This is a genomic window from Bradyrhizobium sp. CSA112, from assembly GCF_029051645.1.
In the GTDB taxonomy this organism is placed as follows: domain Bacteria; phylum Pseudomonadota; class Alphaproteobacteria; order Rhizobiales; family Xanthobacteraceae; genus Bradyrhizobium.
This window is the reverse complement of the sequence record NZ_JAACFS010000039.1, coordinates 43,354-65,982: the sequence shown is the minus strand read 5'-3', so window position 1 is coordinate 65,982 and position 22,629 is coordinate 43,354. Positions and strand designations below refer to the sequence as shown.

General features: G+C 62.7%; 29 protein-coding genes. 14 read left to right on the top strand and 15 right to left on the bottom strand.

What is annotated here, in order from left to right:
* The first annotated feature begins 22 nt into the window (after nucleotides 1–22).
* Nucleotides 23–736 (top strand): pyridoxamine 5'-phosphate oxidase family protein, encoded by a 714-nt coding sequence (locus tag GWE18_RS35975; RefSeq protein ID WP_275190393.1) that lies wholly within the window; start codon nucleotides 23–25, stop codon nucleotides 734–736.
* A 54-nt stretch (nucleotides 737–790) separates the two neighbouring features.
* Nucleotides 791–2,068, top strand: a complete 1,278-nt coding sequence (locus tag GWE18_RS35970; protein WP_275190392.1) for an ArgE/DapE family deacylase — start codon at nucleotides 791–793, stop codon at nucleotides 2,066–2,068.
* Nucleotides 2,069–2,196: 128 nt separating this feature from the next.
* On the opposite strand, the gene GWE18_RS35965 is transcribed toward GWE18_RS35970, so the two are convergent.
* A complete protein-coding gene (locus GWE18_RS35965; protein ID WP_275190391.1) occupies nucleotides 2,197–2,988 on the bottom strand; it encodes a cobalamin-binding protein in 792 nt (263 codons plus the stop codon).
* Nucleotides 2,989–3,153: 165 nt separating this feature from the next.
* Here GWE18_RS35965 and GWE18_RS35960 point away from each other — a divergent pair, with 165 nt between their 5' ends.
* Complete coding sequence (locus GWE18_RS35960; RefSeq protein WP_275190390.1) at nucleotides 3,154–3,552, top strand: PaaI family thioesterase; 399 nt, start codon at nucleotides 3,154–3,156, stop codon at nucleotides 3,550–3,552.
* Between the two features lie 2 nt (nucleotides 3,553–3,554).
* Here the strand turns inward: GWE18_RS35960 and GWE18_RS35955 are convergent, their stop codons facing one another.
* From GWE18_RS35955 to GWE18_RS35945, 3 genes are all read right to left on the bottom strand, one after another.
* The gene (locus GWE18_RS35955; RefSeq protein WP_275190389.1) at nucleotides 3,555–4,604 is read right to left on the bottom strand and encodes a phenylacetaldoxime dehydratase family protein; all 1,050 of its coding nucleotides are present in this window, start codon (nucleotides 4,602–4,604) and stop codon (nucleotides 3,555–3,557) included.
* Between the two features lie 30 nt (nucleotides 4,605–4,634).
* Nucleotides 4,635–5,648: a carbon-nitrogen hydrolase family protein gene (locus tag GWE18_RS35950; protein WP_275190388.1), complete on the bottom strand. Its 1,014-nt coding sequence runs from the start codon at nucleotides 5,646–5,648 to the stop codon at nucleotides 4,635–4,637.
* Between the two features lie 165 nt (nucleotides 5,649–5,813).
* Nucleotides 5,814–6,767 (bottom strand): helix-turn-helix domain-containing protein, encoded by a 954-nt coding sequence (locus tag GWE18_RS35945; protein ID WP_275190387.1) that lies wholly within the window; start codon nucleotides 6,765–6,767, stop codon nucleotides 5,814–5,816.
* A gap of 271 nt (nucleotides 6,768–7,038) precedes the next feature.
* On the opposite strand from GWE18_RS35945, the gene GWE18_RS35940 reads away from it, so the two are divergent.
* Nucleotides 7,039–7,659, top strand: a complete 621-nt coding sequence (locus GWE18_RS35940) for a GNAT family N-acetyltransferase (protein WP_275190386.1) — start codon at nucleotides 7,039–7,041, stop codon at nucleotides 7,657–7,659.
* Nucleotides 7,660–7,725: 66 nt separating this feature from the next.
* On the opposite strand, the gene GWE18_RS35935 is transcribed toward GWE18_RS35940, so the two are convergent.
* Nucleotides 7,726–8,028 carry a hypothetical protein gene (locus tag GWE18_RS35935; RefSeq protein WP_057846498.1) on the bottom strand — a complete coding sequence of 101 codons (303 nt, stop codon included), beginning with the start codon at nucleotides 8,026–8,028 and terminating at the stop codon, nucleotides 7,726–7,728.
* 143 nt (nucleotides 8,029–8,171) lie between these two features.
* Nucleotides 8,172–8,858 carry a DUF2161 family putative PD-(D/E)XK-type phosphodiesterase gene (locus GWE18_RS35930; RefSeq protein WP_275190385.1) on the bottom strand — a complete coding sequence of 229 codons (687 nt, stop codon included), beginning with the start codon at nucleotides 8,856–8,858 and terminating at the stop codon, nucleotides 8,172–8,174.
* Nucleotides 8,859–9,050: 192 nt separating this feature from the next.
* Here GWE18_RS35930 and GWE18_RS35925 point away from each other — a divergent pair, with 192 nt between their 5' ends.
* On the top strand, nucleotides 9,051–9,764 hold the full coding sequence (locus tag GWE18_RS35925; RefSeq protein ID WP_275190384.1) for a hypothetical protein: 714 nt from the start codon (nucleotides 9,051–9,053) through the stop codon (nucleotides 9,762–9,764).
* On the opposite strand, the gene GWE18_RS35920 is transcribed toward GWE18_RS35925, so the two are convergent.
* The 3 genes from GWE18_RS35920 to fabG all read right to left on the bottom strand — a co-directional run bounded on the left by GWE18_RS35920 (nucleotide 9,761) and on the right by fabG (nucleotide 10,954).
* The gene (locus GWE18_RS35920) at nucleotides 9,761–10,015 is read right to left on the bottom strand and encodes a hypothetical protein (protein ID WP_275190383.1); all 255 of its coding nucleotides are present in this window, start codon (nucleotides 10,013–10,015) and stop codon (nucleotides 9,761–9,763) included. The genes GWE18_RS35925 and GWE18_RS35920 overlap by 4 nt on opposite strands.
* Complete coding sequence (locus GWE18_RS35915) at nucleotides 10,012–10,212, bottom strand: hypothetical protein (protein WP_275190382.1); 201 nt, start codon at nucleotides 10,210–10,212, stop codon at nucleotides 10,012–10,014. Before GWE18_RS35915 ends, GWE18_RS35920 begins: the two co-directional genes overlap by 4 nt.
* Before the next feature lie 61 nt (nucleotides 10,213–10,273).
* Nucleotides 10,274–10,954 carry a 3-oxoacyl-ACP reductase FabG gene (fabG, locus tag GWE18_RS35910; RefSeq protein WP_275190381.1) on the bottom strand — a complete coding sequence of 227 codons (681 nt, stop codon included), beginning with the start codon at nucleotides 10,952–10,954 and terminating at the stop codon, nucleotides 10,274–10,276.
* A 232-nt stretch (nucleotides 10,955–11,186) separates the two neighbouring features.
* On the opposite strand from fabG, the gene GWE18_RS35905 reads away from it, so the two are divergent.
* Together GWE18_RS35905 and GWE18_RS35900 are read left to right on the top strand one after the other, a co-directional pair.
* Nucleotides 11,187–11,387 carry a hypothetical protein gene (locus tag GWE18_RS35905; protein WP_028346392.1) on the top strand — a complete coding sequence of 67 codons (201 nt, stop codon included), beginning with the start codon at nucleotides 11,187–11,189 and terminating at the stop codon, nucleotides 11,385–11,387.
* Between the two features lie 76 nt (nucleotides 11,388–11,463).
* Nucleotides 11,464–12,150 carry a hypothetical protein gene (locus GWE18_RS35900; protein ID WP_275190380.1) on the top strand — a complete coding sequence of 229 codons (687 nt, stop codon included), beginning with the start codon at nucleotides 11,464–11,466 and terminating at the stop codon, nucleotides 12,148–12,150.
* Nucleotides 12,151–12,162: 12 nt separating this feature from the next.
* Here the strand turns inward: GWE18_RS35900 and GWE18_RS35895 are convergent, their stop codons facing one another.
* The gene (locus GWE18_RS35895; RefSeq protein ID WP_275190379.1) at nucleotides 12,163–12,918 is read right to left on the bottom strand and encodes a tyrosine-protein phosphatase; all 756 of its coding nucleotides are present in this window, start codon (nucleotides 12,916–12,918) and stop codon (nucleotides 12,163–12,165) included.
* A gap of 851 nt (nucleotides 12,919–13,769) precedes the next feature.
* On the opposite strand from GWE18_RS35895, the gene GWE18_RS35890 reads away from it, so the two are divergent.
* Together GWE18_RS35890 and GWE18_RS35885 are read left to right on the top strand one after the other, a co-directional pair.
* Nucleotides 13,770–15,356 carry a CYTH and CHAD domain-containing protein gene (locus GWE18_RS35890; protein WP_275190378.1) on the top strand — a complete coding sequence of 529 codons (1,587 nt, stop codon included), beginning with the start codon at nucleotides 13,770–13,772 and terminating at the stop codon, nucleotides 15,354–15,356.
* Nucleotides 15,357–15,459: 103 nt separating this feature from the next.
* Complete coding sequence (locus GWE18_RS35885) at nucleotides 15,460–15,777, top strand: MliC family protein (protein WP_275190377.1); 318 nt, start codon at nucleotides 15,460–15,462, stop codon at nucleotides 15,775–15,777.
* Nucleotides 15,778–15,871: 94 nt separating this feature from the next.
* Here the strand turns inward: GWE18_RS35885 and GWE18_RS35880 are convergent, their stop codons facing one another.
* Nucleotides 15,872–16,072, bottom strand: a complete 201-nt coding sequence (locus GWE18_RS35880) for a DUF2735 domain-containing protein (RefSeq protein WP_057851547.1) — start codon at nucleotides 16,070–16,072, stop codon at nucleotides 15,872–15,874.
* A gap of 570 nt (nucleotides 16,073–16,642) precedes the next feature.
* On the opposite strand from GWE18_RS35880, the gene GWE18_RS35875 reads away from it, so the two are divergent.
* From GWE18_RS35875 to GWE18_RS35865, 3 genes are all read left to right on the top strand, one after another.
* Entirely contained in the window at nucleotides 16,643–17,680 is a 1,038-nt protein-coding gene (locus tag GWE18_RS35875) for a glutamine synthetase beta-grasp domain-containing protein (RefSeq protein ID WP_275190376.1), read from the top strand.
* A gap of 188 nt (nucleotides 17,681–17,868) precedes the next feature.
* Nucleotides 17,869–18,576, top strand: coding sequence for a hypothetical protein (locus tag GWE18_RS35870; protein ID WP_275190375.1), 708 nt, complete (start codon nucleotides 17,869–17,871; stop codon nucleotides 18,574–18,576).
* A 6-nt stretch (nucleotides 18,577–18,582) separates the two neighbouring features.
* Nucleotides 18,583–19,269 carry a substrate-binding domain-containing protein gene (locus tag GWE18_RS35865; RefSeq protein WP_275190374.1) on the top strand — a complete coding sequence of 229 codons (687 nt, stop codon included), beginning with the start codon at nucleotides 18,583–18,585 and terminating at the stop codon, nucleotides 19,267–19,269.
* A gap of 3 nt (nucleotides 19,270–19,272) precedes the next feature.
* Here GWE18_RS35865 and GWE18_RS35860 read toward each other — a convergent pair whose 3' ends face one another.
* Nucleotides 19,273–19,731, bottom strand: a complete 459-nt coding sequence (locus GWE18_RS35860; RefSeq protein WP_275190373.1) for a DMT family transporter — start codon at nucleotides 19,729–19,731, stop codon at nucleotides 19,273–19,275.
* Nucleotides 19,732–19,851: 120 nt separating this feature from the next.
* Between GWE18_RS35860 and GWE18_RS35855 the strand changes: the two genes are divergently transcribed.
* Together GWE18_RS35855 and GWE18_RS35850 are read left to right on the top strand one after the other, a co-directional pair.
* Entirely contained in the window at nucleotides 19,852–20,001 is a 150-nt protein-coding gene (locus GWE18_RS35855; protein ID WP_141686549.1) for a hypothetical protein, read from the top strand.
* Nucleotides 20,002–20,075: 74 nt separating this feature from the next.
* Entirely contained in the window at nucleotides 20,076–20,780 is a 705-nt protein-coding gene (locus GWE18_RS35850; protein WP_275190372.1) for a GrlR family regulatory protein, read from the top strand.
* Nucleotides 20,781–20,843: 63 nt separating this feature from the next.
* Here GWE18_RS35850 and GWE18_RS35845 read toward each other — a convergent pair whose 3' ends face one another.
* The 3 genes from GWE18_RS35845 to GWE18_RS35835 all read right to left on the bottom strand — a co-directional run bounded on the left by GWE18_RS35845 (nucleotide 20,844) and on the right by GWE18_RS35835 (nucleotide 22,610).
* Nucleotides 20,844–21,218 (bottom strand): avidin/streptavidin family protein, encoded by a 375-nt coding sequence (locus GWE18_RS35845; RefSeq protein ID WP_275190371.1) that lies wholly within the window; start codon nucleotides 21,216–21,218, stop codon nucleotides 20,844–20,846.
* A 91-nt stretch (nucleotides 21,219–21,309) separates the two neighbouring features.
* The gene (locus tag GWE18_RS35840; RefSeq protein WP_275190370.1) at nucleotides 21,310–21,510 is read right to left on the bottom strand and encodes a hypothetical protein; all 201 of its coding nucleotides are present in this window, start codon (nucleotides 21,508–21,510) and stop codon (nucleotides 21,310–21,312) included.
* Nucleotides 21,507–22,610, bottom strand: a complete 1,104-nt coding sequence (locus tag GWE18_RS35835) for a PepSY-associated TM helix domain-containing protein (RefSeq protein WP_275190369.1) — start codon at nucleotides 22,608–22,610, stop codon at nucleotides 21,507–21,509. Before GWE18_RS35835 ends, GWE18_RS35840 begins: the two co-directional genes overlap by 4 nt.
* Nucleotides 22,611–22,629: the final 19 nt, after the last annotated feature.

The window sequence follows — 22,629 nt, the reverse complement described above, 5'->3', positions numbered from 1 at the left end:
TCCAATCCCGACAGGAGTTGCCGTGACCACCCACGCCTACCCGCTTTCGTCGCGAAACCAGGTGAAGCGGCGCCATGATCGCGGCTTCTACGATCACGCGACCGTCCACGGCCTGCTGGACGCTTCGATGCTGTGTCACGTTTCCTACGTGATCGACGGCCAGCCCTATTGCACGCCGACCTTCTTCTGGCGGGAGGGGAGCAAGCTGTACTGGCACGGCAGCAGCGCCAGCCGCATGCTGCGAAATCAATCCGAAGGCCAAAGGGTCTGTCTCACGGTTGCGCATCTCGACAGCCTCGTGCTGGCCCGCTGCGGCTTCAATCATTCGGCGGACTACCGCGCGGTGATGGCGTTCGGTACCGCCTATCTCGTCACCGACGAAGGCGAGAAGGAACATGCGCTGGTCGCCATGGTCGATCGCTTCTTTCCCGATCGGACGGGGAGCCTGCGACAAAGCACGACGCAGGAGATCAAGGCGACGTCGGTGATTGCGATGGAAATCGAGCAGGCGTCCGCCAAGATCAGGTCGAAGGGCGTCGCCGACGACGATGAGGACTACGAACTGCCTATCTATGCCGAGCGCATTCCGGTGCGCACCGTGCTGGGCCGGCCGGAACCCTGTCCGCGGCTTCTTGACGGCGTCGAGCGCCCGGCGTCGCTGCGCGGCTATTCGGAAGGCCGCCTGCTCGAAGATGCATTGCGGGATGCACATTTTGCGCATTACGCGGGCGGCTGAGATCGGGGTAGGGTGGCGCTCCCGCCTTCCCAAATTCCCGACTGGAGCTGCCGCATGACGACCGATACGCAACAGAAAATCCTCGATGCCGTCGACGCCGGCTTTGATGCGCAACTGGCGACGACGGGGGATTTCGTTGCGATTCCGTCTACCCGCGGCGCGGAAGGGCCCTGCCAGGACATGATCGGCGACCTCCTGCGCCAGCGCGGCTATGAGGTCGACGACTGGCATATCGACGTCGAGGATCTGAAGGACCTGCGTGGCTTCGGCCCGATCGAGCATGACTTCTCGAAAGCCCGCACCGTGGTCGGCACTTATCGCCCGACGAACAATGCCGGCAAATCGCTGATCCTGCAGGGCCACTGCGACGTCGTTCCGGCAGGCCCCCTCGACATGTGGGAGACGCCGCCATTCTCGCCGGTCATCAAGGACGGCAAGATGTATGGCCGCGGCGCTTGCGACATGAAGTCCGGCACCATCGGCGCGCTCTATGCGCTGGACGCGATCAAGGCCGCAGGGCTGAAGCCTACGGCGCGCATTCACTTCCAGTCTGTGATCGAAGAAGAGAGCACCGGCGTCGGCGCACTCTCGACCTTGCAGCGTGGCTACCGTGCGGACGCCTGCTTCATTCCGGAGCCGACCGGCGAGACGATGGTTCGCTCCCAGGTCGGCGTGATCTGGTTTCGCCTGAAGGTGCGTGGCTTCCCCGTGCACGTGTTCGAGGCCGGCGCCGGCGCCAATGCGATCATGGCGGCGTATCATCTGATCCATGCGCTGCAAACGCTCGAGGCCGACTGGAACGAGCGCGCCAAGGCGGACCGCCATTTCAAGGCGGTCGCCCATCCGCTCAACTTCAACCCCGGCATCATCAAGGGCGGCGATTGGGCCTCCAGCGTGCCGGCCTGGTGCGACGTCGATTGCCGCATCGCGGTGCTGCCGGGCTGGTCGATCGCCGAATGCCAGAAGGAGATTGTGGCCTGCGTCTCGGCCGCCGCGCGTGACCATCGATTCCTCTCCAACAACCCGCCGCAGGTCGAATGGTCCGGCTTTTTGTCGGAAGGATATGAACTGGTGAATTCCGCCGAGCCGGAAGCTGCGTTCGCCAAGGCGTTCGACGCCGTCTACGGCGGCGCAGTGCCGGACCGGGCGTTCACCGCGCTCACGGACACGCGCTTTTATGGATTGAATTACAACATCCCAAGCCTCTGCTTCGGCGCGAAGGGCGCTGCGATGCACGGCTTCAACGAGTATGTCGAGCTGGAGTCGCTGCGGAAGTCGACCAAGGCCACCGCGCTGTTCATCGCGGAATGGTGCGGGGTGGAGAGGGTGTAGAAAGCTATGTCGTCCCTGCGAACGCAGGGACCCATACGCCGCGGCCTATCAATGGCGCGAGATGGTCGTGACCTTCTGCTCCAATTGGCGCCGGTGGTTATGGGTCCCTGCGTTCGCAGGGACGACGGTTAAGTCGTGGACTCCAGCCACAACGCTCTAACAATCGCATCCAGCCCATCGGTCAGCGCCGCCGGTCCCGGCTGCAGGATGATCGTCGACTTGATCTCGACAATGCGGTTGTTGCGCACCGCCGGGATATCGCTCCAGCCCGGACGCTGCCGGATGCGATCTGGCACCACCTTCTTGCCGCACCAGGAGGCGAGGATCACGTCGGGGGCGGTGTCACGCACGACATCGGACGAAATGATCCGGTCCTTGGCGGCCTGCTGAAACCGCAGCTTCGGCAGCGCGTCCTCGCCGCCGGCGATCTCGATCAGTTCGGACACCCAGCCGATGCCGGAAATCAGCGGATCGTCCCATTCCTCGAAATAGACTTTTGGTTTGGGCGAGGGACGGGGCGTCGCCGCGATGTGCGCAAGGCGTTCTTCAAAACCCCTGGCGAGTTGATCGGCCCGCTCGGCCGCACCGACAATGGCGCCGAGCGTGCGGATCATCGCGAGAATGCCGGCGATGTCGCGCTGGTTGAAGACGTGGATGGCGATCCCAGCGCGCACCAGATCGGCGACGATGCCGGCCTGCAGGTCGGAGAAGGCCAGCACGAGATCGGGCTCGAGCGCGAGAATTTTCGGAATGTCCGCGGAGATAAAGGCGGAAACCCGCGGCTTCTCGCGTCGAACCTGCGGCGGCCGCACCGCATAGCCGGAGACGCCGACGATGCGGTCCTGCTCGCCGAGCAGATACAGTGTCTCGACGGTCTCTTCGGTCAGGCAGACGATCCGGCGGGGCGGGAACTGGCGCATACCGACGATATGCCGAATTAACGGGGCATTGTCACGGCAGCCATTACCTCGGAAGTCATTGCCTGGCTTACATGCGCCGTCCATGCTTCGATCGGGATCGATGGATCGGCCGCTCGATCCCGCGTATCAGACGTGCCTTGCAAGAAACGGGAGGACTGCCGGAACATGTCGCTGCTCGACAAAGTCAATGCGATGAAGATGCCGTTCGCGGAGCTGAAGGGCGTGAAATTCACTGAAGTCGAAAAGGATCGCGTGGTCGCGCGTATGCTGGTGCGGCCCGATCTGTGCACGCTCCATCACACAATTCACGGCGGTGCGGTGATGGCGCTCGCCGATTCGGTTGGCGCTGCGGCGACCGTCATCAATCTGCCCGAGGACGCCAAGGGCACCACGACGATCGAGAGCAAGACCAATTTCATCGGCGGCGCCAAGGTGGGGTCGACGGTGATCGCTACCGCCACGCCGGTGCATCGGGGGCGCCGCACCCAGGTCTGGCAGACCCGGCTGGAAACCGAGGACGGCAAGCTGGTGGCGATCGTGACCCAGACGCAGATGGTGCTGTAGCTTTACGCCGCGTCCACCGTCTGCACGGCGTTCAGCATTCCGGTTTTCGGATGACAATCCACATATTCGAAAAGCTGTTCGTCGGCGCGGGCGACGGTGACCTCGTGGTAGAGCCGAAGCTTCGCGGCCGGCCCGAGCGTCGACAGATATTTCATGGCGGCGCCGAAAATCCTGACATGGGTCGGGTGCGATTCAGCCCAGCGTTCGAGCGCCGACAGGCTTTTCCACCAGCTCATGCCGTAAGATTTCTCCATCGTCGCGCCATCGGGCCCCACGACCGTCATGTAACGGTTGGCGTAGCAGCCGATCGAGCGTCCCTGGTCGCGCAGGAAATCCATGCCTTCGCGCAACACCGGCTCGACATCGCTGAGATACATCTTGCGCTCAGTAGCTTCGGTATCGCCCCAATCCTGGCCCGACCGGATCAGACAGAGGTTGTCATGCGGGATGATGCGGATGCGCGCGCCGTCGCGGATGGCGTGTGCGGAGCCTGAAGGCGCCATCTCGCTGGTTTGCGACAACGGGATGCGGTCGCGCATGCCGCCCCAATAGGCGTGCTCCAAAACCTCGCCGCTCATGCCATCGGCGAGGACGGCGACGCCTTCGGGCCTTCCAAGCGAAGAGAACAGCGTCTCATAGCCATCCACGGAGGGGTAAAGCGCCTCGATGAAAGTCCCGAATCCGTTGTTGGTCCGCTGGTCACCGGTCCAGCGCTCGCGCGCGGCCGGAAACCAGCGGTCGAATTTTTGCCGGTCGTCCCAGTAGGCCACCGTGACGACGTTGGTGAAACCGGCCTCGTCGACATAACTCGCGCGGTCCCAATGCGTCGGGCCATCCGCCGCGGTGAAATCTGAAGCGAGCCGCGCCAACGCCTGTTCCGCGGCGGCCGGGAGCGGGCCGCGGGTCTGGAGGCCGAAATACGCCATCACCACCCGCGTGACGCTCGGCTTGTGCCGCGCCACGAAGGACGGATAGGGCGGCGCATAATCGTCACCGACCCGGCGGTGACGCGTTCGTGCGGTTTGCAGATGCTCAGGGATAGCGGATTCCATCGGCCTGCTCCTTGTCCGGATTGAAGCGCCTCACGCCTGCAGCCTGATTTCGTTCATGACCTCAGCGTCGACGGGAAGCGAGAAATGCTCGACGCGGTTGGCGCGCGTGGTGTTGAGCAACAGGCGCGTGACATCGGGCCGCGAATAATGCCCGGCCGGATCGGCGGCGTTCTTTGCCACGCCGATCATGCCGAGATCGATATCGGCGTACAAAATACCTTCCTGATCAGGCGGAAGTTTCTCGGCAAGCGAACTGCCGTCTGGCCCGTAGATCACCGCGTGGCCGCCGCCGGCATGCAGGAAGGCGTGTTTTTCGGGGGAGTCGCAGAGCTCGTCGATCATCGCCTGCGAAACGACCGCGCAGGGGCCGAGGAAGAAGCACGAGCCTTCGACCGCATAGACCTTGCTGGCGGCGTTGTTGACCTCATGGCCGAGCGCATGCGCGAACGGATCGTACAGCGAAAAACTCGGCCAGGCGCCGACATGCACCTGTTCGTTCTGGGCGTACATTGCGTATTTCGACAGCGGCTGCAGGTGTTCCCAGCAGCACAGCGCGCCGAGCCGTCCGACATCGGCGCGGTCGTGGACCGCAAGATCGCTGCCGTCGCCCTCACCGAACACGGTGCGCTCGGCATGGGTCGGACGCAGTTTCCGGCGCTTGGCGATGGTCTCGCCGTCGGGGCCGATCAGCCATTGCGCAATATAAAGGCTGCCGCCGTCGCGTTCGGACAGCCCGAGCACGGCGGTCAGCTTGGCGCGCTTCACGGCTTGGCGGATCTTTTCCGCCTGCGGGCTGTCGAAGGCGAGCGAGTTGTCGAAGTAGCGCTGCACAAAACCGCGGCCGATCGCCCAGGCGGGCGCGCCAAGCCAGATCTGCCACGGATATCCGGGAATGAAAGTTTCGGGAAACGCGATCAGCTTGGCGCCTTTCGCGGAAGCTTCCTCGATCAGCGCGATGGTCTTGTCCACGGTTGCGTCGAGATCGAGAAAGACCGGTGCCGCCTGAACCACCGCCACCTTGTATTTCTGATGAACCAGACCCATCGCATCATTCCTTTCGGGTTGGCGACCGACAATCGCTGGGTCGCAAGCCTACAGCCACGGCACCGCGCGCCGCTTGTCCGCAGCGGAACGAAAACTTGTCTTAACGCGCAGATAGACGCCGGATGACTCTGGCGTGGCAGGAAGGAGGGAGCCGGGCGGAAGGCGTTATTGGCGCGGCTGCTCTCGCCATTCGCGCGGCGAGACGCCGAACCGCTGCTTGAAGATGCGGCTGAAATGGGCGAGGTCGTTGAAGCCCCACGCGAAGGCGATCTCGCCGATGTGCCGGGCCCGATGCGCGGGATCGGTGAGGTCGCGCTTGCAGCGCTCTAGCCGCTGCGTCTGGACGTAGCTGCGGAACGAGGTCTGTTCGGCGGCCATCAAGTCGCTGGCGTAGCGCGGCGAAATTCCTGTCGCCGCCGCTGCGCGCGGCAGCGATAATTCGGGATCGGCGAGATGCGTCAGGATATGGTTCTTGAGGCGATAGAGCAGCGCCGACCGGTGGACCGACTGGTCCGGCAGGCGCCCGTGCAGCCTGTCGGCAAGCGTCATCGCGAGCAAGTCGAGCGTCTGGTCGAGCAGGCGGCTTGCGGCCGCGGCATCGACCAGTTCGATCGTCCTGCTCACATTGCGCGCGAAATCATAGGTCAGCCGTTCGAGCGGACGATCGCCTGCAAACGTCGTCGCCGTTAAACTGTCGAACGAACCGACGCGCTGTTGCAGCAGCTTGCGCGGCATCTGAAAAATCGTCTGCGAGAAGCTGTCGTCGAAGCGCAACTCGTAGGGGCGGGTGGTGTCGTAAATGACGAATTGTCCGGCGGAGACGATGGCCTCGCGACCATCCTGGAAGACGCCGTTCACGCCGCTGTTGCCGAGCGCCATCAGCACGTAATCTTCGCTGGCGCGGGCTATTCGCGACGGCGTGCGGAATACCCGCTGGGCGGTGGAATCGACCTGGGTGAGCGCGACCTGCCCGATTCTGGATTGCGACACCGCGCCCCAGAACGCGCCGCGCATGTCCGATTTGCAGTCGAGGCCGACGAAGGTGTCGCAGACGATGTCCTGCCACGCCGTAAGCCGGCGTTCCGGAAGGCAAGAACTCGTGTCGAGCACGACAGCCACGACGGACCTCCACGAACCATCCGGGTGTGTTGCCTAGAGCCTCGGTAAGGCCTGAGCCATTCAAAAATAAGCAAGCCCCATGCCCAGTCTGCGCCGGGTGGCGGGCGTTAACAATTGGTTGATAAGGATTGATCTAAGCCGCTGGAATTATTGCCGTTATTTAAGGCAGTATACGGACAATCCGGGCTTGAATTTCATGCTGCGACGCACAATATTGGCGGTCTAGGGATTCGACGCCTCCTCGAGGGCATCTCTCAGAGGAGTTTAGGATATGTACCTCACTGTGATTGCGGCCGCGCTCGCCAACTCTAGCGTGCGCACGCTGAGCCAGCAGGAAGAATTGCCGCTATTGCGCGATCACCTGCTGCGGCTCGACCGCAACAGCCGCCGCGACCGTTTCCATGGCTTCATGGACGACAGCTTCATCGAGCGCTACGCCGAGAAATGCGCCAATGACGGCACGACCATTATCGCCTTCTTTGAAAACGGCGTGGTTCGGGGCGCAGCCGAGCTGCATCCGCCGGACCAGTCACCGGATTCGCTCCCCGAAATCGCCTTCAGCGTCGAGGCCTCGGTACGGCGGCGGGGCGTCGGCAGCATCCTGTTCCGCAAGCTGATCACAGTGGCGCGCGCCAAGGGCTACAAGAGCCTGCGGATCACCACCGGCGCGCAGAACGAGGCGATGCGCGCGCTCGCCAGCAAGTTCGGCGCGCAGCTTGTGTTCCGCCACGGCGAATCCACCGGCACCATCGATCTGACGAAACAAGATGACACGGAGCTCGCGACCACCTGGGTGGAAAGCTCGCTGAATGCCGCGCGCACGGTTGCGAAATTCAACCGCGCCTATTGGCAGATGCTGCTTCGGATGTATGGCTGGGGCCGCGCCGCCTGAGCGCGCGTTCAATCAGGGCAATTCGCTGACCTTTGATCCAGCGAATTGCCCAAAATTTCGATTTGTTCAGGTGCCGGTGCGCTTGTCGTTACCGAATCGCCTGACGACGCGGCGCTCCACCACGACGGAGCGTTGCGCGCCTTGTTCGCCGGTGATGACGCGGGTGGCCGATCGCGCCAAAGCGCGGCCGGTCTTTTTCACTTCGGCCAACACTTCCTCGTAAGGCAGCCCCATCAGCGCGGCGGCGATTTCCGCCTGCTGCTGCTGGTCGTCGGTGATTCCCACTGCGGCGAAGATTGCCTCCTCCAGCGTCGGCGGATCCCGCCGCACGCGCCGTGTGCCGTATTTGGTGTTCCAGTCTTCGCTCATAGGGGCCTCGCATTTGATTGCGAGATACCTAGGTGCCCTCATGTTGCATTGCAATATGAATTTCGCATGTCAATACAGCCATGCACCTACAACTTCTCAAATCCGGTAACGGCGTAAGGTTCGATATTTCGCCATCCTTGCCGTCATGGCGCCGAATCGGCGACGGCGCCCAGATCCAGCGGCTGCTGCGGCCAGCGCTTCAACGCGGCATGTCCGGCGTCGGTCAGCACGTAGATGCCGCGCTCGGCGCGGTCGAACCAGCCATAGACGTTATGCAGAAGGATCTTTCCGGCGTCGGGAATCTCGGCCCGCAAATCCCTGACGCGCCGCGGCCCGCCGGATAGTGCCGAGGCGCAGGCCAGCGCCTGCTGGCGGTAGGCCGTCATGATCGGCGCGCGCGTCGATCCGCCCAGGACAGGATCGCCCTTGCGCTTCTGATGCTCCGCGATCAGCCGCGAGCGCTTTTTGGGATCGCGGCGAGGCGCCGATGTCGGCGGCTTGACGATCACCTCGACGTCGCCGGTATTGGTGACGGCGAGCATGCCGAAACCAAGCCGGCGGCAGAGATTGCGGTAACGCGCATCGCTTTCGCGGCCCTTGCCGCGGGCAGACAGTTTGGCCGCAAGCCAGACCTCGTCGGCCGCGCCGGCGCGATCGACCGCCTGCAGGATCAGTTCAAGGTTGAAGGAAAGCTTCAGTTCGCCGATCACCACGATCGGCGGATCGTCGTCGCTCAGCGCCACCAGATCGCAGCCCCCGACCTCGCCCTTGACGGTGAAGCCGAGCTTTTCGAGGAAGCGTTTGACGGGAAGATAAAGCGCGGTTTCCAAAATTTCGCTCCGGCGGCGCAGGCAGCCGCGACTCAATCGCGCGGACTCTAGCTGAATTCCGGCAAAGCGTTTGATCGGATAGCACGGCAGCGGCTATTGTCCGAGCGGGGACAAGGCCAACGGCAACTGACGGAACCTGCGATCGATCGTTCGCGGGTCACTGCCCTTTGCCGATTCCGGAGTAAGCAGGGCGTGCTGCAAGGACTATACAAATTCCGTTTCACCACGGAGCGTGGAACGGGTTCCGGCGTGATGGTCGCGACCGCAGGCGGCAGGCTCTATGGCGGCGATTCCGGCTCTTCTTTCGTCGGCCGTTTCACCGAGGCCAATGGCGTCATCTCCGCCGAATGTACGATGTCGCGTCACTTCCACGATCCCGGCTATGTCCCGATGTTCGACGTCGACAACATCGCGATGAATTTCACAGGCGTGGCCTGCGGGGAGGAAGTTCATTTCGAGGGCGGCAGCGCGGACTTGCCGGGGGTCCGGTTCACAACCGTTCTGACCCCGATCAACGATGCCGACGCGCCGCCGCCCGGCGCGGTCGGCCCTGACGGGATCAGCAACGGGCTCTATTCCATCCACATCCGCATGCTCGACGGTATCGATGCCGGCAACACCGGCGTCATGCTGCTACAGGACGGCCGCATCAGGGGCGGCGACGCGTTCTTCGACTATATCGGCGCGTATTCGGCGGCGAACGGCAAATGGAAAGGCGAACTCATCAACCGCGAGCATACACCGGCGGGAAGCGAGCGGCCGTTGTTCGCCGGCCATGAAGTTGGCATCGGCTTTTCCGGCACCTACGACGACGACGGCGCGGAAGGCGAAGCCACCGCGCTCGCCGGCAAGCGCAGCATCCGCTTCAAGGCGGTGCTGCGAAAATTGGTGGAGGTTGAAAGCTAGCCGATTAGCCGATCGTAGTCAGCGTGAGAGCCGATCCAGAACCAGACATAGACCTCGTCAACTTCAACAGCCAAGGCACGATAACGCAGTCCGACACGCGCAGACCAAAACCGACCAACTTTCTTGAATTGGAGGGACGGATGACGCGGATCGCGCTTGAGTAGCGCAAAGTTGGCATCAGCCAGCTTCTGGATCGAGGACGGCAATGACCGGTAAGCGTCCCAAAACCTTGGTGATGCAGAGTGTCTCACAAGTCCCGGGACTTGCCGGTGCGATATGCCGCGACGGCTTCCTCTGCAAATGCGTCGAGCTTGCCTGCGTGCGCGTCACGTTCAATGGCGGCGTCGAATTGACCAGCGTCAAACGCCTCAAACCAGGCGCGAAACCTCGCTAGTTCTCGAGGCGGTAGTCGCTCGACGGCCTTTTCAATGTCTTCGGCTGTTGTCATTTTGGCAATATAACATCCCGGAAGCGCCGCGAAAAGTGTGCGAGCGGCAGCTCGGACGTGACTAAACCCGCCCGTTCACCGGCAGCAAGGCACCCGTGACGGCGCTTGCCGCGTCGCTGGCGAGGAACAGGATCACGTCGGCCAGTTCCTTCGGCGTCACCCATTTTGCGAAATCGGCGTTCGGCATGCTGGCGCGGTTGGCCGCAGTGTCGATGATCGACGGCAGCACGGCATTGACCGTGATCTTGCCCTTCAGTTCGGCGGCGAGCGCCTCGGTGAGGCGATGCACGCCGGCCTTGGAGGCGGCGTAGGCGCCCATGCCGGGGCCTGCCTGCAGCGCGCCCATCGCGCCGATATTGACGATGCGGCCGGCGCCCGATGAGGCGAGATGCGGGATCGCCGCGCGCGACGCGTTGAGCGCGGTCACGACGTTGAGTGCGTACATTCGCTGCCAGGTTTTGGGATCGCCATCGGCCACCGTCTCGAAGGCGAAGCCGCCGGCGATGTTGATCAGCGCATCGAGCCTGCCGAAATGCGATGCGGCGGCATTGATCGCCCTGCCGGCCTGGGCCGCATCGGTGAGGTCGATGCCGCCGAGTTCGAACAGATCCACTGTTGCCGGCGCTTGCGTCGGCGCATGATCGACGCTCGCAATCCGGGCGCCCAGCGCCAGCGCTTCGTCCACGACCACCCGGCCGAGCGCTCCCAGCGCGCCCGTCACGACAATGACTTTTCCGTCCATGAGGGCCTCCGCCTGCCGGGGAAAGGGAGCGCACCCTATCAGGAGTTTTTCACTGGCAATGCGGCGAATTTCTGCATGGAACGATCTGTCTCAGGCGCCCAAATTGCCGCGGGCAGCGCCCGTACGACTGCGGAATGGGTCGGAATCGATAAAATTTGCCGGAGTTCTGTAAGCCGTTTGCAGACTCCGTTCGGGTACAAGCGGATACCAACAAAAGGCAGGGGGATTTGTCATGGGTTTGCCGGATCATGGTTTACCGCTTGTTCAGCTCAAGGAGCAGCGGCGCGACCTGGTCGTAGCGCTGCAGAATCGCAGCGGTCCGGTCTCGAGCTGGGAATTGATGCAGATCGCTGCGATCCAGCAGGCGATCTCGGCATTCGAGGACGTCATCGCCGATCTCGATGCCGAACTGGAAATGGAAGCGGCGGCCTGAGCCTGTAGCGAGCCGCACGGCCGCCAAACCCGTCCGCCGCTTTACGGAGCAGGCGGCCGGAGCTTAGGATCGAACCGTGCGCAGCGCTTTGACATTTCCGGTCGTCCTCCTCGCATTGTACGCGTCGCAAACGGTCGCGGTGCGGGGTGAGGCCTGCATTGCCGATCAGCGTGGCGGCCTCGTCTGCGGTGCAGGCAAGGATGCGTTGCGGGTGTTCGCCAACACCACCTCGCCATCCAAAAATTATGCATTCGCTTGGCGGACCCCGCAGGGCCTGCCGTCTGGCGACGATACTCCCAACAACGTCGAAAACGTCCTGATCCGCGTCACCGATGGCGCGGTGCTTGCCACACTTGGCGGCACCTATTGGGAGACAGGCGAGAGGCGGGCGAACCGCTACGAACTGATTGCGGCCTGGTCACCGGACAGCCAGGCCGTCATCGAGGTCGCGAACAGCCGCTGGGACAGCGATTCCTTTGCCTATTACAGGATTGATGGAGCCACGGCGACCAAGCTCGATCTGCGTGCGCTGGTCGAGCCTGTCATGACGGCCAGGCTTCCGCCGCGAAATCGTCAGGGTAATTCCTTCCGAGTGCATGAGGATCTGCCGGTGACACTCGATGCGCGCGGCCGCGTGCGCTTTACCGCGATGCTCTATGCGCCAAAGGACGAAACCAGCAACGACTACAGGGTGCAGGTCAACGTCAGGGCGAGAGGCGGCAAGCTGTCCGCGCAGGTCGTGTCGATGCAGCGGGTGAGGTGAAGGCGGATTACGTCAGCCTTGCAGGTAGCGCGCTTCGAGATGGGCGCGTTCGGCTTTGCCAAGACCGAGGCCATCGCGGAGATAGCTTTCGAGATCGCCATAATCAGCGTCGATGGCCTCGAATGCTGCAGCAAGGAACGACTCCTGCACTGAACCCAGCACCTGTTTGACTTCGTCGGGCAGGTCGCTACTGGAATTGGGATCCCTGCGGTAGAAGCGGTTGGTGAGGAGATAGTCTTCCGAGATGACGTCGTCGGAAACACCGAGCGTATGCAGGATCAGCGCACAGGCAAAACCGGTGCGGTCCTTGCCGGCGGTGCAATGGATCACCAGCGGCGCGCGGTCTTCGAGCAGATGCGCAAACAGCGCGCGGAAACGCTGCGTGTTGTTCTGCACGTAGCTGCGGTAGGAGTCGCGCATCACCTCGACGGCGTGGTCCGTCGACAGCGGCGTGCCGGCGGCCGCGATCGCGCGCAGCGCCGCGACCACCGTGGGTTCGACCGGCAGCGAATGAACGGTGATTTCAGCCATGCCGCACAGGGCGGCGGCGCGCTCCTCGGTGCCGCGAAAATCGAACGCGCTGCGCACGCCCAGCTCCCGCAGGACGGAGACGTCGTCATCGGTAAGATGGCCGAGATGGTTGGAGCGGAAGATTTGCCGCCAGCGCACGGTCCGGCCGTCGCTTGTCGGATAGCCGCCGAGATCGCGAAAATTGCTGGCGCCGGAGAGATTGAAATGGCGGGTGGGGAAGGCAGGGGAATCGGACATCGGCGGTTTGAACGATCTCGTGCTGCGGACAAACGACGGAAGGGCACACGCCCGTCTCGTCTACACTGAACTTGTCAGGGGGCGCCAGTGTTCATGCAGGGGAAGAGAAATCAAAAACCGCGAAAACGGAAGAGGCCGCCCACAGAGGCGGCCTCTGGGCTACTTCTGTGGCGGCACCTTGACCGGGATATGCGGCGTGGTGCTGACCACTTTAACGCTTCCATCCGCAGCAAAACTCCTGAGCGTTTCCAGCACCAGGAAGAATTTCTCCGCAAGCATGGCGGGACCTCCTCCGGCTAGTTCAAGTTGAGAATGAGATTATCACCGCTGCGGGGCGGGGACCATACACTTATGAAAAGCTGAGCCGCCAACCGAGGCGGCCCGCAACCAGCTCCGGACCTCTCTGATCCACGACCGCATGATGAGGGTAGGCGACCAGCGCGCTCCCATCCAACTACGCTGGAACCGCATCACGGGCTGCGATATTCGTCCCTCGCGCCCACGCAATGCGCACCCTGCGGCCAAACGAACAGAGCGGCAATCCAAGTATGTTTCCTAGACCTGCGGATATCGGCGTTTGCCGACTCCACGTCCCTGCGCCCATGCGTATAATTGCGGTGCCCGGTGTCCCACTCCCTGGCCTTCTACCCAGCACGACGAATTAGGCTGGCTCTATTCTTTGTCAGACCTTACGACAGAGAGGCGTTATCGCCCTTGGCTTGCGAAGCCGCGAGAGGCGCAACCCCGTCGTGTGATCTTTGCTTCAATTAGCGGACTCATTCCCCAGGATAATTTGAATACGCCATGTCATTGTCATAAAAACTTCATACGTCGGCCCGATGGAGAAATCGTTGAATGCGCCGCAGCAAGTCGTGAGCGATTCCGGCGCGACGATTGCCGTGCGACCGGCTGAGCAGGCGGAAATCGAACTTACGCTGCTCGCGCCGCAAGGAGCCCTCGAACAACTGCGCGAGATGCCTGTCATCGTGCAGCATGCACGCAACCGCGGCGCGTTTCGGCGGCTTGAAACGGTGTATTACGATACGCCGGAGCGCCTGCTGTTCCAACATGGCATGTCGCTGCGCGTGCGACGCAGCGGCAAGCATTTCATTCAGACGCTAAAGCTTCTACCCAATATCGGACAACCTCTGATCCGACGGCAGTGGGAAACACCGGTTGAGAACGTCACTCCTGATCTGGCGCAGCTTCCCGCCGAGGTCGGCGATCCAGTGGCGACACTCTCCAACGACGCGCTGGTGCCGGTTTTCGCGACGAGGGTTCGACGGCACGCGCGGCAGCTCGATCTGCCCGATGCTTCCGTTGAAATCGCATTCGACGAGGGGATGATCGAGGCCGGTGGGCGCCAGCAAGTCCTCTCCGAAATCGAACTCGAGTTGAAGAGCGGCAATGCTGGCATCCTGTTCGATCTCGGAACGCAGTTGCTCGACGCTGCGCCGCTGCAGGTCGGCACGCGCAGCAAGGCGGAGCGCGGCTATGCGCTTGCGTTCGACGTTGTGCGGCCGGCGGCGAAAGCCGAGCCATTCAGCATTACTGCAGAGCATGTGGTCGACGACGTCATCGCACACCTGATGGGAACCTGCTGGCATCATCTTCTGAAAAATCACGCCGTGGCGCAGGAGGGATCGGACCCCGAAGGCGTGCATCAGATGCGCGTCGCCTTGCGCCGCTTGCGGACAATATGTGCGTTGTTCCGGCGCGATATTCCGTCGCCTGCATTCCATACGGTCAACAACGAAGCGCGGTGGCTGATGCAGCAGCTCGGCCCGGCGCGGGAATGGGATGTTTTCGCCGAGACGATCGTCGCTCGCCTGGCCGCGGCGGCTCCGGATGTCGATTTCGGCAGCCTGCGCGAGGCGGTCGAACGGCAGCGCAAATCGAGCTACGCCGCCTTGCAGACCGCTCTCGCCGATCCCCGCTGCAGCCGTTTCCTGCTCTCGCTGGGGCATTTGGTGGAACGCCGGGGCTGGCGCAACGAGATCGACAGCGAAGCGCTTGCCGTCCTGTCGCTACCGATGCTGACGCTCGCGAACAAGATTTTGGCGCGCTTGCATCGCAAGGCGCTCAGGCGTGGCGCGCATTTCCGGCAGCTCAACGTCGATGCGCAGCACGATCTCAGAATCGACCTCAAGAAGCTGCGCTATGCGGCGGAGTTCTTTCTGCCCCTTTATGCCACGCGTGCGTCCGCCAGGCGTTACGCGAGGCGGCTCGCCAGACTCCAGACCAGTCTCGGACGCGCGCGCGACATCGCAAGCTCCCGCATTCTGCTCGATGCCATGAGGCAGGAAGACCAGCCTGCGCTTCATCTCGCCATCGGCGCAGTGGCTGGTTGGCAAGCCCGCGATCAGATTGCGGCGGCGAGAACGTTGCGCAAGAGATGGCGGCGATTCAAAACGACGCCCGAATTCTGGGGCCGGTAAAGTCCGTCGCTGCACCGGGCGATCTCGCGTTGCGGACAGCGGACGGAAGGGGCATGTCGTCCGCTCCCGTCTCGTCTATACTGAACTCTGCAGGGGGCCAAACATGAATTGTCTTGGGAATACGATTTTTGGTGCGGCGCTGTGCGCGGCGGCGATTGCAACCATACCGTCGGCCGCGTTTGCGCAGTCGACTTTCCGGAACTATCGCTGCGCGGACGGATCGCAATTCATCGTCGGGTTTTTCCAGTACGATTCCCGCGCCCACCTGCAGCTCGACGGCAAGGCGCTGACGCTGCCCAAGCGCGTGGCGCTGTCGGGATCACGTTATCAGGCAAAGGGCGTGACCTTGCGGATCACCAAGGCCGGAGTCACCACGCTCAAGCACGCCAAACGGCGGGCTACGACCTGCGAGCAGACATGAAAAAGGGCCGAAACGCTTTCGTTTCGACCCTTTTTGAGCTTCCCGTCCGCGCCGCAATGATCTGGGCACGTCCCTACCAAACACCTCCCGGACATCAGTGGTCTCGCCCGCTCTTTTCGTCCTCGATGGCGGCGGCGTGGTACCAGCTATCGCTGCAGTCCGCGAGGTTGACCGGCGGGGCGGTGAACTCGGTTTTGGCCTCGTCGCCATAGCGACGCCCGCCGAGAGCCGCCCGGCCGCCGGTGGGGAATTGGTAGATCCTTGCGGACCCCTGATTTACACCCGTATTCATCATCCCAGTCTCCTTCTGCCCTGGCACCAGCCTCCATGCTGCGCCCGACTCGTTCTCTAGTCGTTACAATTCCGGATATTGTCGGTGCCCTCCGCGGACGCAAGGTGACTAAGAGAGCGGCACATAATGTCTATTTGGTAGGCAGTTTTGGCGTTGCTTTCTGCGGGGCAGCCAACGAGAGGCCAACGCGTAGGCCGGCGGGATGGTTGCCGGGGGAGGCGCAACGGCACGGCGGATACCTCCAAGAGGTGCCGCAGCTTTAATCGCGGAACAGCCCGCAAGCGAAAATGCCGGAGAAATGGGCTGGATTCGGACTCCAAACGACGAGCCCTGTTGTCCGTTTGAGCGCCCCGCCGCGCTCCTATGTCGCAGCATTTTTTCGCCCGGACGGCAGAGGCGGCCTGTGGATGGCGGCTGCCGCACCGCAGCGACTGGCACGTTAAATGCTTAGTAAGAGGTGGCCTGACGTGGCCGGGTACACGTATGCGGAGACCTCCAGGGGCTGGGCGTCAAAATCCAGAATTCGAGGCTTCGGTCTTCCGCATTAAGCAGCATCAACTCAAGAGAGGCTCAATGACCAAGTACAAGCTCGAGTATATCTGGCTCGACGGGTATACGCCGACACCGAATCTGCGCGGCAAAACGCAGATCAAGGAATTCGACTCGTTTCCGACGCTGGAACAGCTTCCGCTGTGGGGCTTCGACGGCTCGTCGACCATGCAGGCCGAAGGCCACAGTTCCGATTGCGTGCTGAAGCCGGTTGCTGTCTATCCGGACGCTGCGCGGGTCAATGGCGCGCTGGTGATGTGCGAAGTCATGATGCCCGATGGCAAGACCCCGCACCCCTCGAACAAGCGCGCAACCATTCTTGATGACGAAGGCGCCTGGTTCGGCTTCGAGCAGGAATATTTCTTCTACAAGGACGGCCGCCCGCTCGGCTTCCCGTCGAGTGGCTATCCGGCGCCGCAGGGCCCGTACTACACCGGCGTCGGCTACAAGAACGTCGGCGACGTCGCCCGCAAGATCGTGGAAGAGCATCTGAACCTCTGCCTCGCCGCCGGCATCAACCACGAAGGCATCAATGCCGAAGTGGCGAAGGGCCAGTGGGAATTCCAGATTTTCGGCAAGGGCTCCAAGAAGGCCGCTGACGAAATGTGGATCGCCCGCTACCTGTTGCTGCGTCTCACCGAGACCTACGGCATCGACATCGAATTCCACTGCAAGCCGCTCGGCGATACTGACTGGAACGGCTCCGGCATGCACGCCAACTTCTCGACCAAGTTCATGCGCGAAGTCGGTGGCAAGGAGTACTTCGAGAAGCTGATGGAAGCCTTCAAGAAGAACCGCGCCGACCACATCGCGGTCTACGGTCCGGACAACCACATGCGCCTGACCGGCAAGCACGAGACGGCGTCGATCGACACCTTCAGCTACGGCATTGCCGATCGCGGCGCCTCGATCCGCGTTCCGCACTCCTTCGCCAACAACGGATACAAGGGCTATCTGGAAGACCGCCGCCCGAACTCGCAGGGCGACCCATACCAGATCGCTTCCCAGATCCTGAAGACCATCGCGGAAGTCCCGACCGGCGCCAAGGCGGCCGCGGCGTAAGGGCCTACGATTTCGCCCGGGGAGCCCGGGTTGCAAAGCTGATCCGCCAAGGCGAACCGCCTTGGCGGATCATTGCGTTTTGATGACACGGCGTCTTGAGGAGTTGATTCAAATACGCCGGTTCAAGGCCGTTCCCCTGCGTTATGAAGCGCGCTAGACAACGGCGTGGGCTTGCCGGGGATACGGCATTGTTTGAGGGATTTTACAAGGTCAGGTTTCAGCTTGGCGCCGCGGTCGGCCGCAGCGTGATGTATGCACGCGACGGCAAGATGCTGGGCGGCAATTCGGCCTTTGCCCATATCGGCACTTACGAAAAACGGGACGACGGCGTCGACATCGTGATCCAGACCGTCCGCCATAATCCGGACCCGAATTACCGCGCGATGGCCGGCACCGACGATGCCACCTTGCTGGCGAAGGGCAGGGCGGATGGCGAACTGTACCGTTTTGAAGGTGGCTTGAAGGAACTGCCCGGCGTGGCGTTTCACTCGGTGATGACGCCGATCGAACAGGACGTCACCATACCGATCGCCGGCGGCGTCGGCGAGGGCGGAGTCGTCAACGGGCTCTATTCCATTCATGTTCGCCTGCTCGACGGCGTCGAAGGAGGGCTGACCGGCGTGATGCTGCTCAATGAAGGGCGCATCCTCGGCGGTGACGCATCCTTCTACTACGTCGGCACGTACTCTTCGGAGAACGGCCGCTGGAAAGGTCAGATCCTCAATCAGGAGCACACGCCTGCCATGGGCGAGAATCCCATCTTCGGCGGCCATGAAGTCGGCATCGGTTTTTCCGGCACCTGCGACGGCGAAGGCGCGCTGCTGGAGGCGACCGCGCTCGCCGGCAAGCGCAGCCTTCGCATGACCGCGGTGCTGAAATTGATGCGGCGGGTATAGCGGCCGATGAGTAATGCCATCCGCGTGCTCTCGACGCTGGCGTTGAAGGGCGCTGTCCACGGCCTGGCCGGCCAGTATGAGGCGACCGGCGGCGCACGCATCGACGCCGATTTCGCGCCTACATTGGCGCTGTTGGACCGGCTGCGCTCAGGTGAAGCGGCCGATATCGTCATCCTGACCCGCGAGGGGCTGGACGAGGTCGCGCGCGAGGGCCGGGTGGTCGCCGAAAGTTGCGTGGATCTGGCCCGCTCATTCGTCGGCATCGCCGTGAAAGCCGGGGTGGCCCATCCCGATATCGCGACCGAGGCTGCGCTGCGCGCGGCGCTGCTCGGCGCGCGTTCGGTAGCCTATTCGCGGCTTGGCGCCAGCGGCATTCTGTTTGCAAAGCTGATCGAGCGGCTCGGCATCGCCTCCGACATCAATGCGAAGGCGCAGATCATCCAGCAAGGCTTCACCGCCGAGCGGCTCATCACCGGCGAGGCCGATCTCGCCGTCCAGCAGATCAGCGAGTTGAAGCAGGTCGATGGGATCGAGGTGGTTGGGCCCATACCGCACGAATTGCAAACGCCTGCGGTGTTTTCCGCAGGGCGAATGGCGGCGCCGAGCCGGTCGGCCGAAGCAGAGCGGTTGCTGCGCTTTCTCGCATCGCCCGAGGTCGCGCCGGCGTTGCGCGAGAGCGGGCTGGAACCTTGAATCTCACTCTCTGATCAAAACGACGCCGGCAATCAGGAGAGCGGCGCCTGCCAACCGCGCGGTGCTGAGGGGATGCGGCGTCAACCCGAATGCGCCGAAATGATCGAGCGTAACCGCCGCGAGCACTTGGCCGGCAATGACCAGTGCAAATAGTGTCGCCGCTCCGAGCGAGGGCAGCAACAGGATTGCCAGCAGGATGAAGGCGCCGCCGAACATGCCGCCGGACCACGCATACCAGGGCACATCGGTCATTGTTTTCCAGGAGGGCACGCGTTCGCCGAGCGCGATCACCGCGACGATCATGGTGATGAGGCCGACGGCATAGCTGACCAGTCCCGCCCACGCCGGCGAACCCAGCGCTGTGCGCAGGCTACCGTTGAGCACCTGCTGGGTCGCGACGCTGACGCCGGCGCCGAGTGCGAGGAGGTAGAGGAGGAAATGTTGCACGGGGCCCCCATTCATTCCGTGCCGGTAGAGCGATCCGGCATCCCAGGGCCAGAGACAACGCGAATAGCCGGACCGGAACAAGAGGGCCCGCGGCGCAATTATTGCGGACGGGGCTCGCAAAAAGTGGTGCTTTCCATGATCCGAAAACTGCAATCGGGCGAATACCGGCTCTATTCCCGCAAAATCAATCCGAAAACGGGCAAGCGCCGTAACCTTGGAACCTTCAAATCGCGTGCCGCGGCGGAAAAGCACGAGCGCGCGGTGCAGTACTTCAAGCGGCATTAAAACGCGGCTGGTTCCGGGCTTCCGGCGGTGCTAAGCCCCCGCGAGATGATTTTGACAAAGGCAGGACACCTTCGTTGCTGAATGGGCTCTACAAGGTCGAGTACGGCGTGAACGACGCGTTCGGCCGCAGCATCATGTGCATGCACAATGGCAAGCTGCTGGGCGGCAATTCGGCCTTTGCCCATCTCGGCACCTACGAGGAGAGCGGCGGGGAAATCATCGGCGAGGTCATTACCCAGCGCCACAATGACGATCCCCACTACAAGCCGCTGATGGATACCGACGTCGCCGCCATCAGTGTGCGAGGCAAGCTGAGAGGCAACAAGATTCGTTTTGAGGGCAGCGCCGCGCCACGGCCCGGCGCTCTGTTCTGGGCTGAGCTGACACGGCTCGACGACGAAGGATTGCCTCCGGTCGGCACTGTCGGGCAGGGCGGCATCGTCAACGGGCTCTATTCCCTTCAGCTTCGTGCGCTTGACGGTATCGACGCGGGCCTGTCGGGCGTCATGCTGCTATTGGACGGCCGTATCCTCGGCGGCGACGCTTTTTTCTATTATCTCGGCTCCTACTCGTCGGCCGACGGCCGCTGGAAGGGCGAGATCCTCAACCAGGAACACACGCCGGCGAAAGGCGAAAATCCGGTGTTCGGCGGCCATGAGGTCGGCATCGGCTTTACCGGCACCTGCAACGAAGCGGGTGCTGAACTCGAAGCCATTGCGCTGGCGGGCAAGCGCAGCCTGCGCCTGGCTGCCACGCTGAAACTGATGCGGCCGGCTTAGCGCATTATCCAGGCCCGGAATACCTGCGAAAGAAGTGGCGCAGGTCGACGATACGAAAACAAGTCATCGTACCACGCGCTCAAACGTATCGGCATTGGTGAAGATCGAGCGCCACCAGCTCAGCTTTTCGATTCTGCCGGGCGCGCCTTCCTCCGCCGCCTTGATCGCGGCATCCGCGACCACGAACCACATCGTCTCCATTTTTCCGTCACGCACGAGCCCGGTATAGGAGACCGCAGCATCACCCGCAGGCGTCTTGCCGCCCGCGACGAAGCTGATGCAATCGCCCTGGTGAATGCCGACGATAGGGATTTCCTGCCCGTAGAAGCCGCTGTCCCTGAGCGCCGTCTTGAACGTGCCGGCAATCCGGTGGTTGGCATCGTCGGTGATATCGACGGTTGAACCGTATTGATTGCGCCATTTGCCCTTCCAGTTCATTGGGAACTCCCTCAGAGATTGGCGGCTAACGGTTGCACGCCCGGAGATGTTCCCGATCAAGGAAGCGCAAAGCTGACGCGGCGCGCGGATTTCAGGCGCGCTTACGCCGCGCGAAAAACCACGCGGTAATGGCGACGGGCGCGCCAACGGCGATCCAGGAAAAATAGCGGCCGGCGCCTTCGGAGAGCAGCGCCGTCAATAGCCCCGCAATCGAGAGTACGCTGAGCAGGAGCGGGCCGCCATACACGGTCCACCAATTGCCGCTGGATCTTGATTTGCGCGCCGCGGTCATTCGGACGGCTGCAACAAGGGCTGCCCCGCGATGGCGTGGCTGCGGTGCTTGCGGCGCTTGACGATCCATAGATAGAGCCCGCTGCAGATCACGACGATCGTCATGATATCGAGCAGCGCCCAGATGATCTTCAGCGGCATGCCGCCATAGTCGCCGAAGTGCAGCGGCTGCGAGACCAGCAGCGCCTTGAGATAGACGGGAAGATCGCGCGCATCGGATACTTCCCCGGTTTCGCCATCCAGCAGCACCGGCTTGAGCAGCCGCGATGTCAGCGGCGTGTCGCCGCGCATGAATACCGCGAAATGATGCGAGCTCGTGAACGGCGTGCCTGGGAAGGCGACGAACGAGACATTCATGTCCGGCGCGGTTTTGCGTGCATTTTCCAGCGTCCTGTCGAGGGAAGCCAGATGCACCGGCGGCGGCTTGCCGGCATAGGGTTTGACCATGTCAGCCAGTTCGGTGGCCTTCCATTGGCTCAGCATCACCTCGGCGAGCGTGTTGATGACACCGGTGGCACCCACCACCAGCGCCCATGCGATGGTCACCGCGCCCAACAGATTGTGCCAGTCGAACCAGGCGATACGGCGGGATTTGTCCCTCAGCGTGCCAAAGCTCAGGCGGCGCGTGAACGGCCAGTACAGCACCACGCCGGAGATGATCGCGACCAGAAATAAAAAGCCCATCGCGCCGAGGAACAGCTTGCCGGGCTGGCCGGCAAACATATCGACGTGGAGCTTGAGGAATATCAGCATCGGGCCGCCGCCGACCGAGCCGAGCGGCTTGGCGGTGTGGGCATCGTACGCCCTGAGCGTCGCCGCATCCGGATCGCCATCGACCTTGTTGTTGGTGAAGGCGATCACGTTGTTCGGTTCGTCCTTGTCCCACAGGATGTACTGGAGGACGCGACCGGGATCGTTCGCCAGCGCCGTGCGGGCGATCTCGTCGATGCTCCGCTTCACCGCGCCCGGCTGGACAATCTCAGGCTTCGGATCGTAACCGAGCAGTTCGTCGATCTCATGATGGAAGATCAGCGGCAGGCCGGTGATGCACAGCAGCAGCAGGAACAGCGTCGATATCAGGCTGCTCCAGGTGTGAACCACCGACCAGATGCGAACGGTT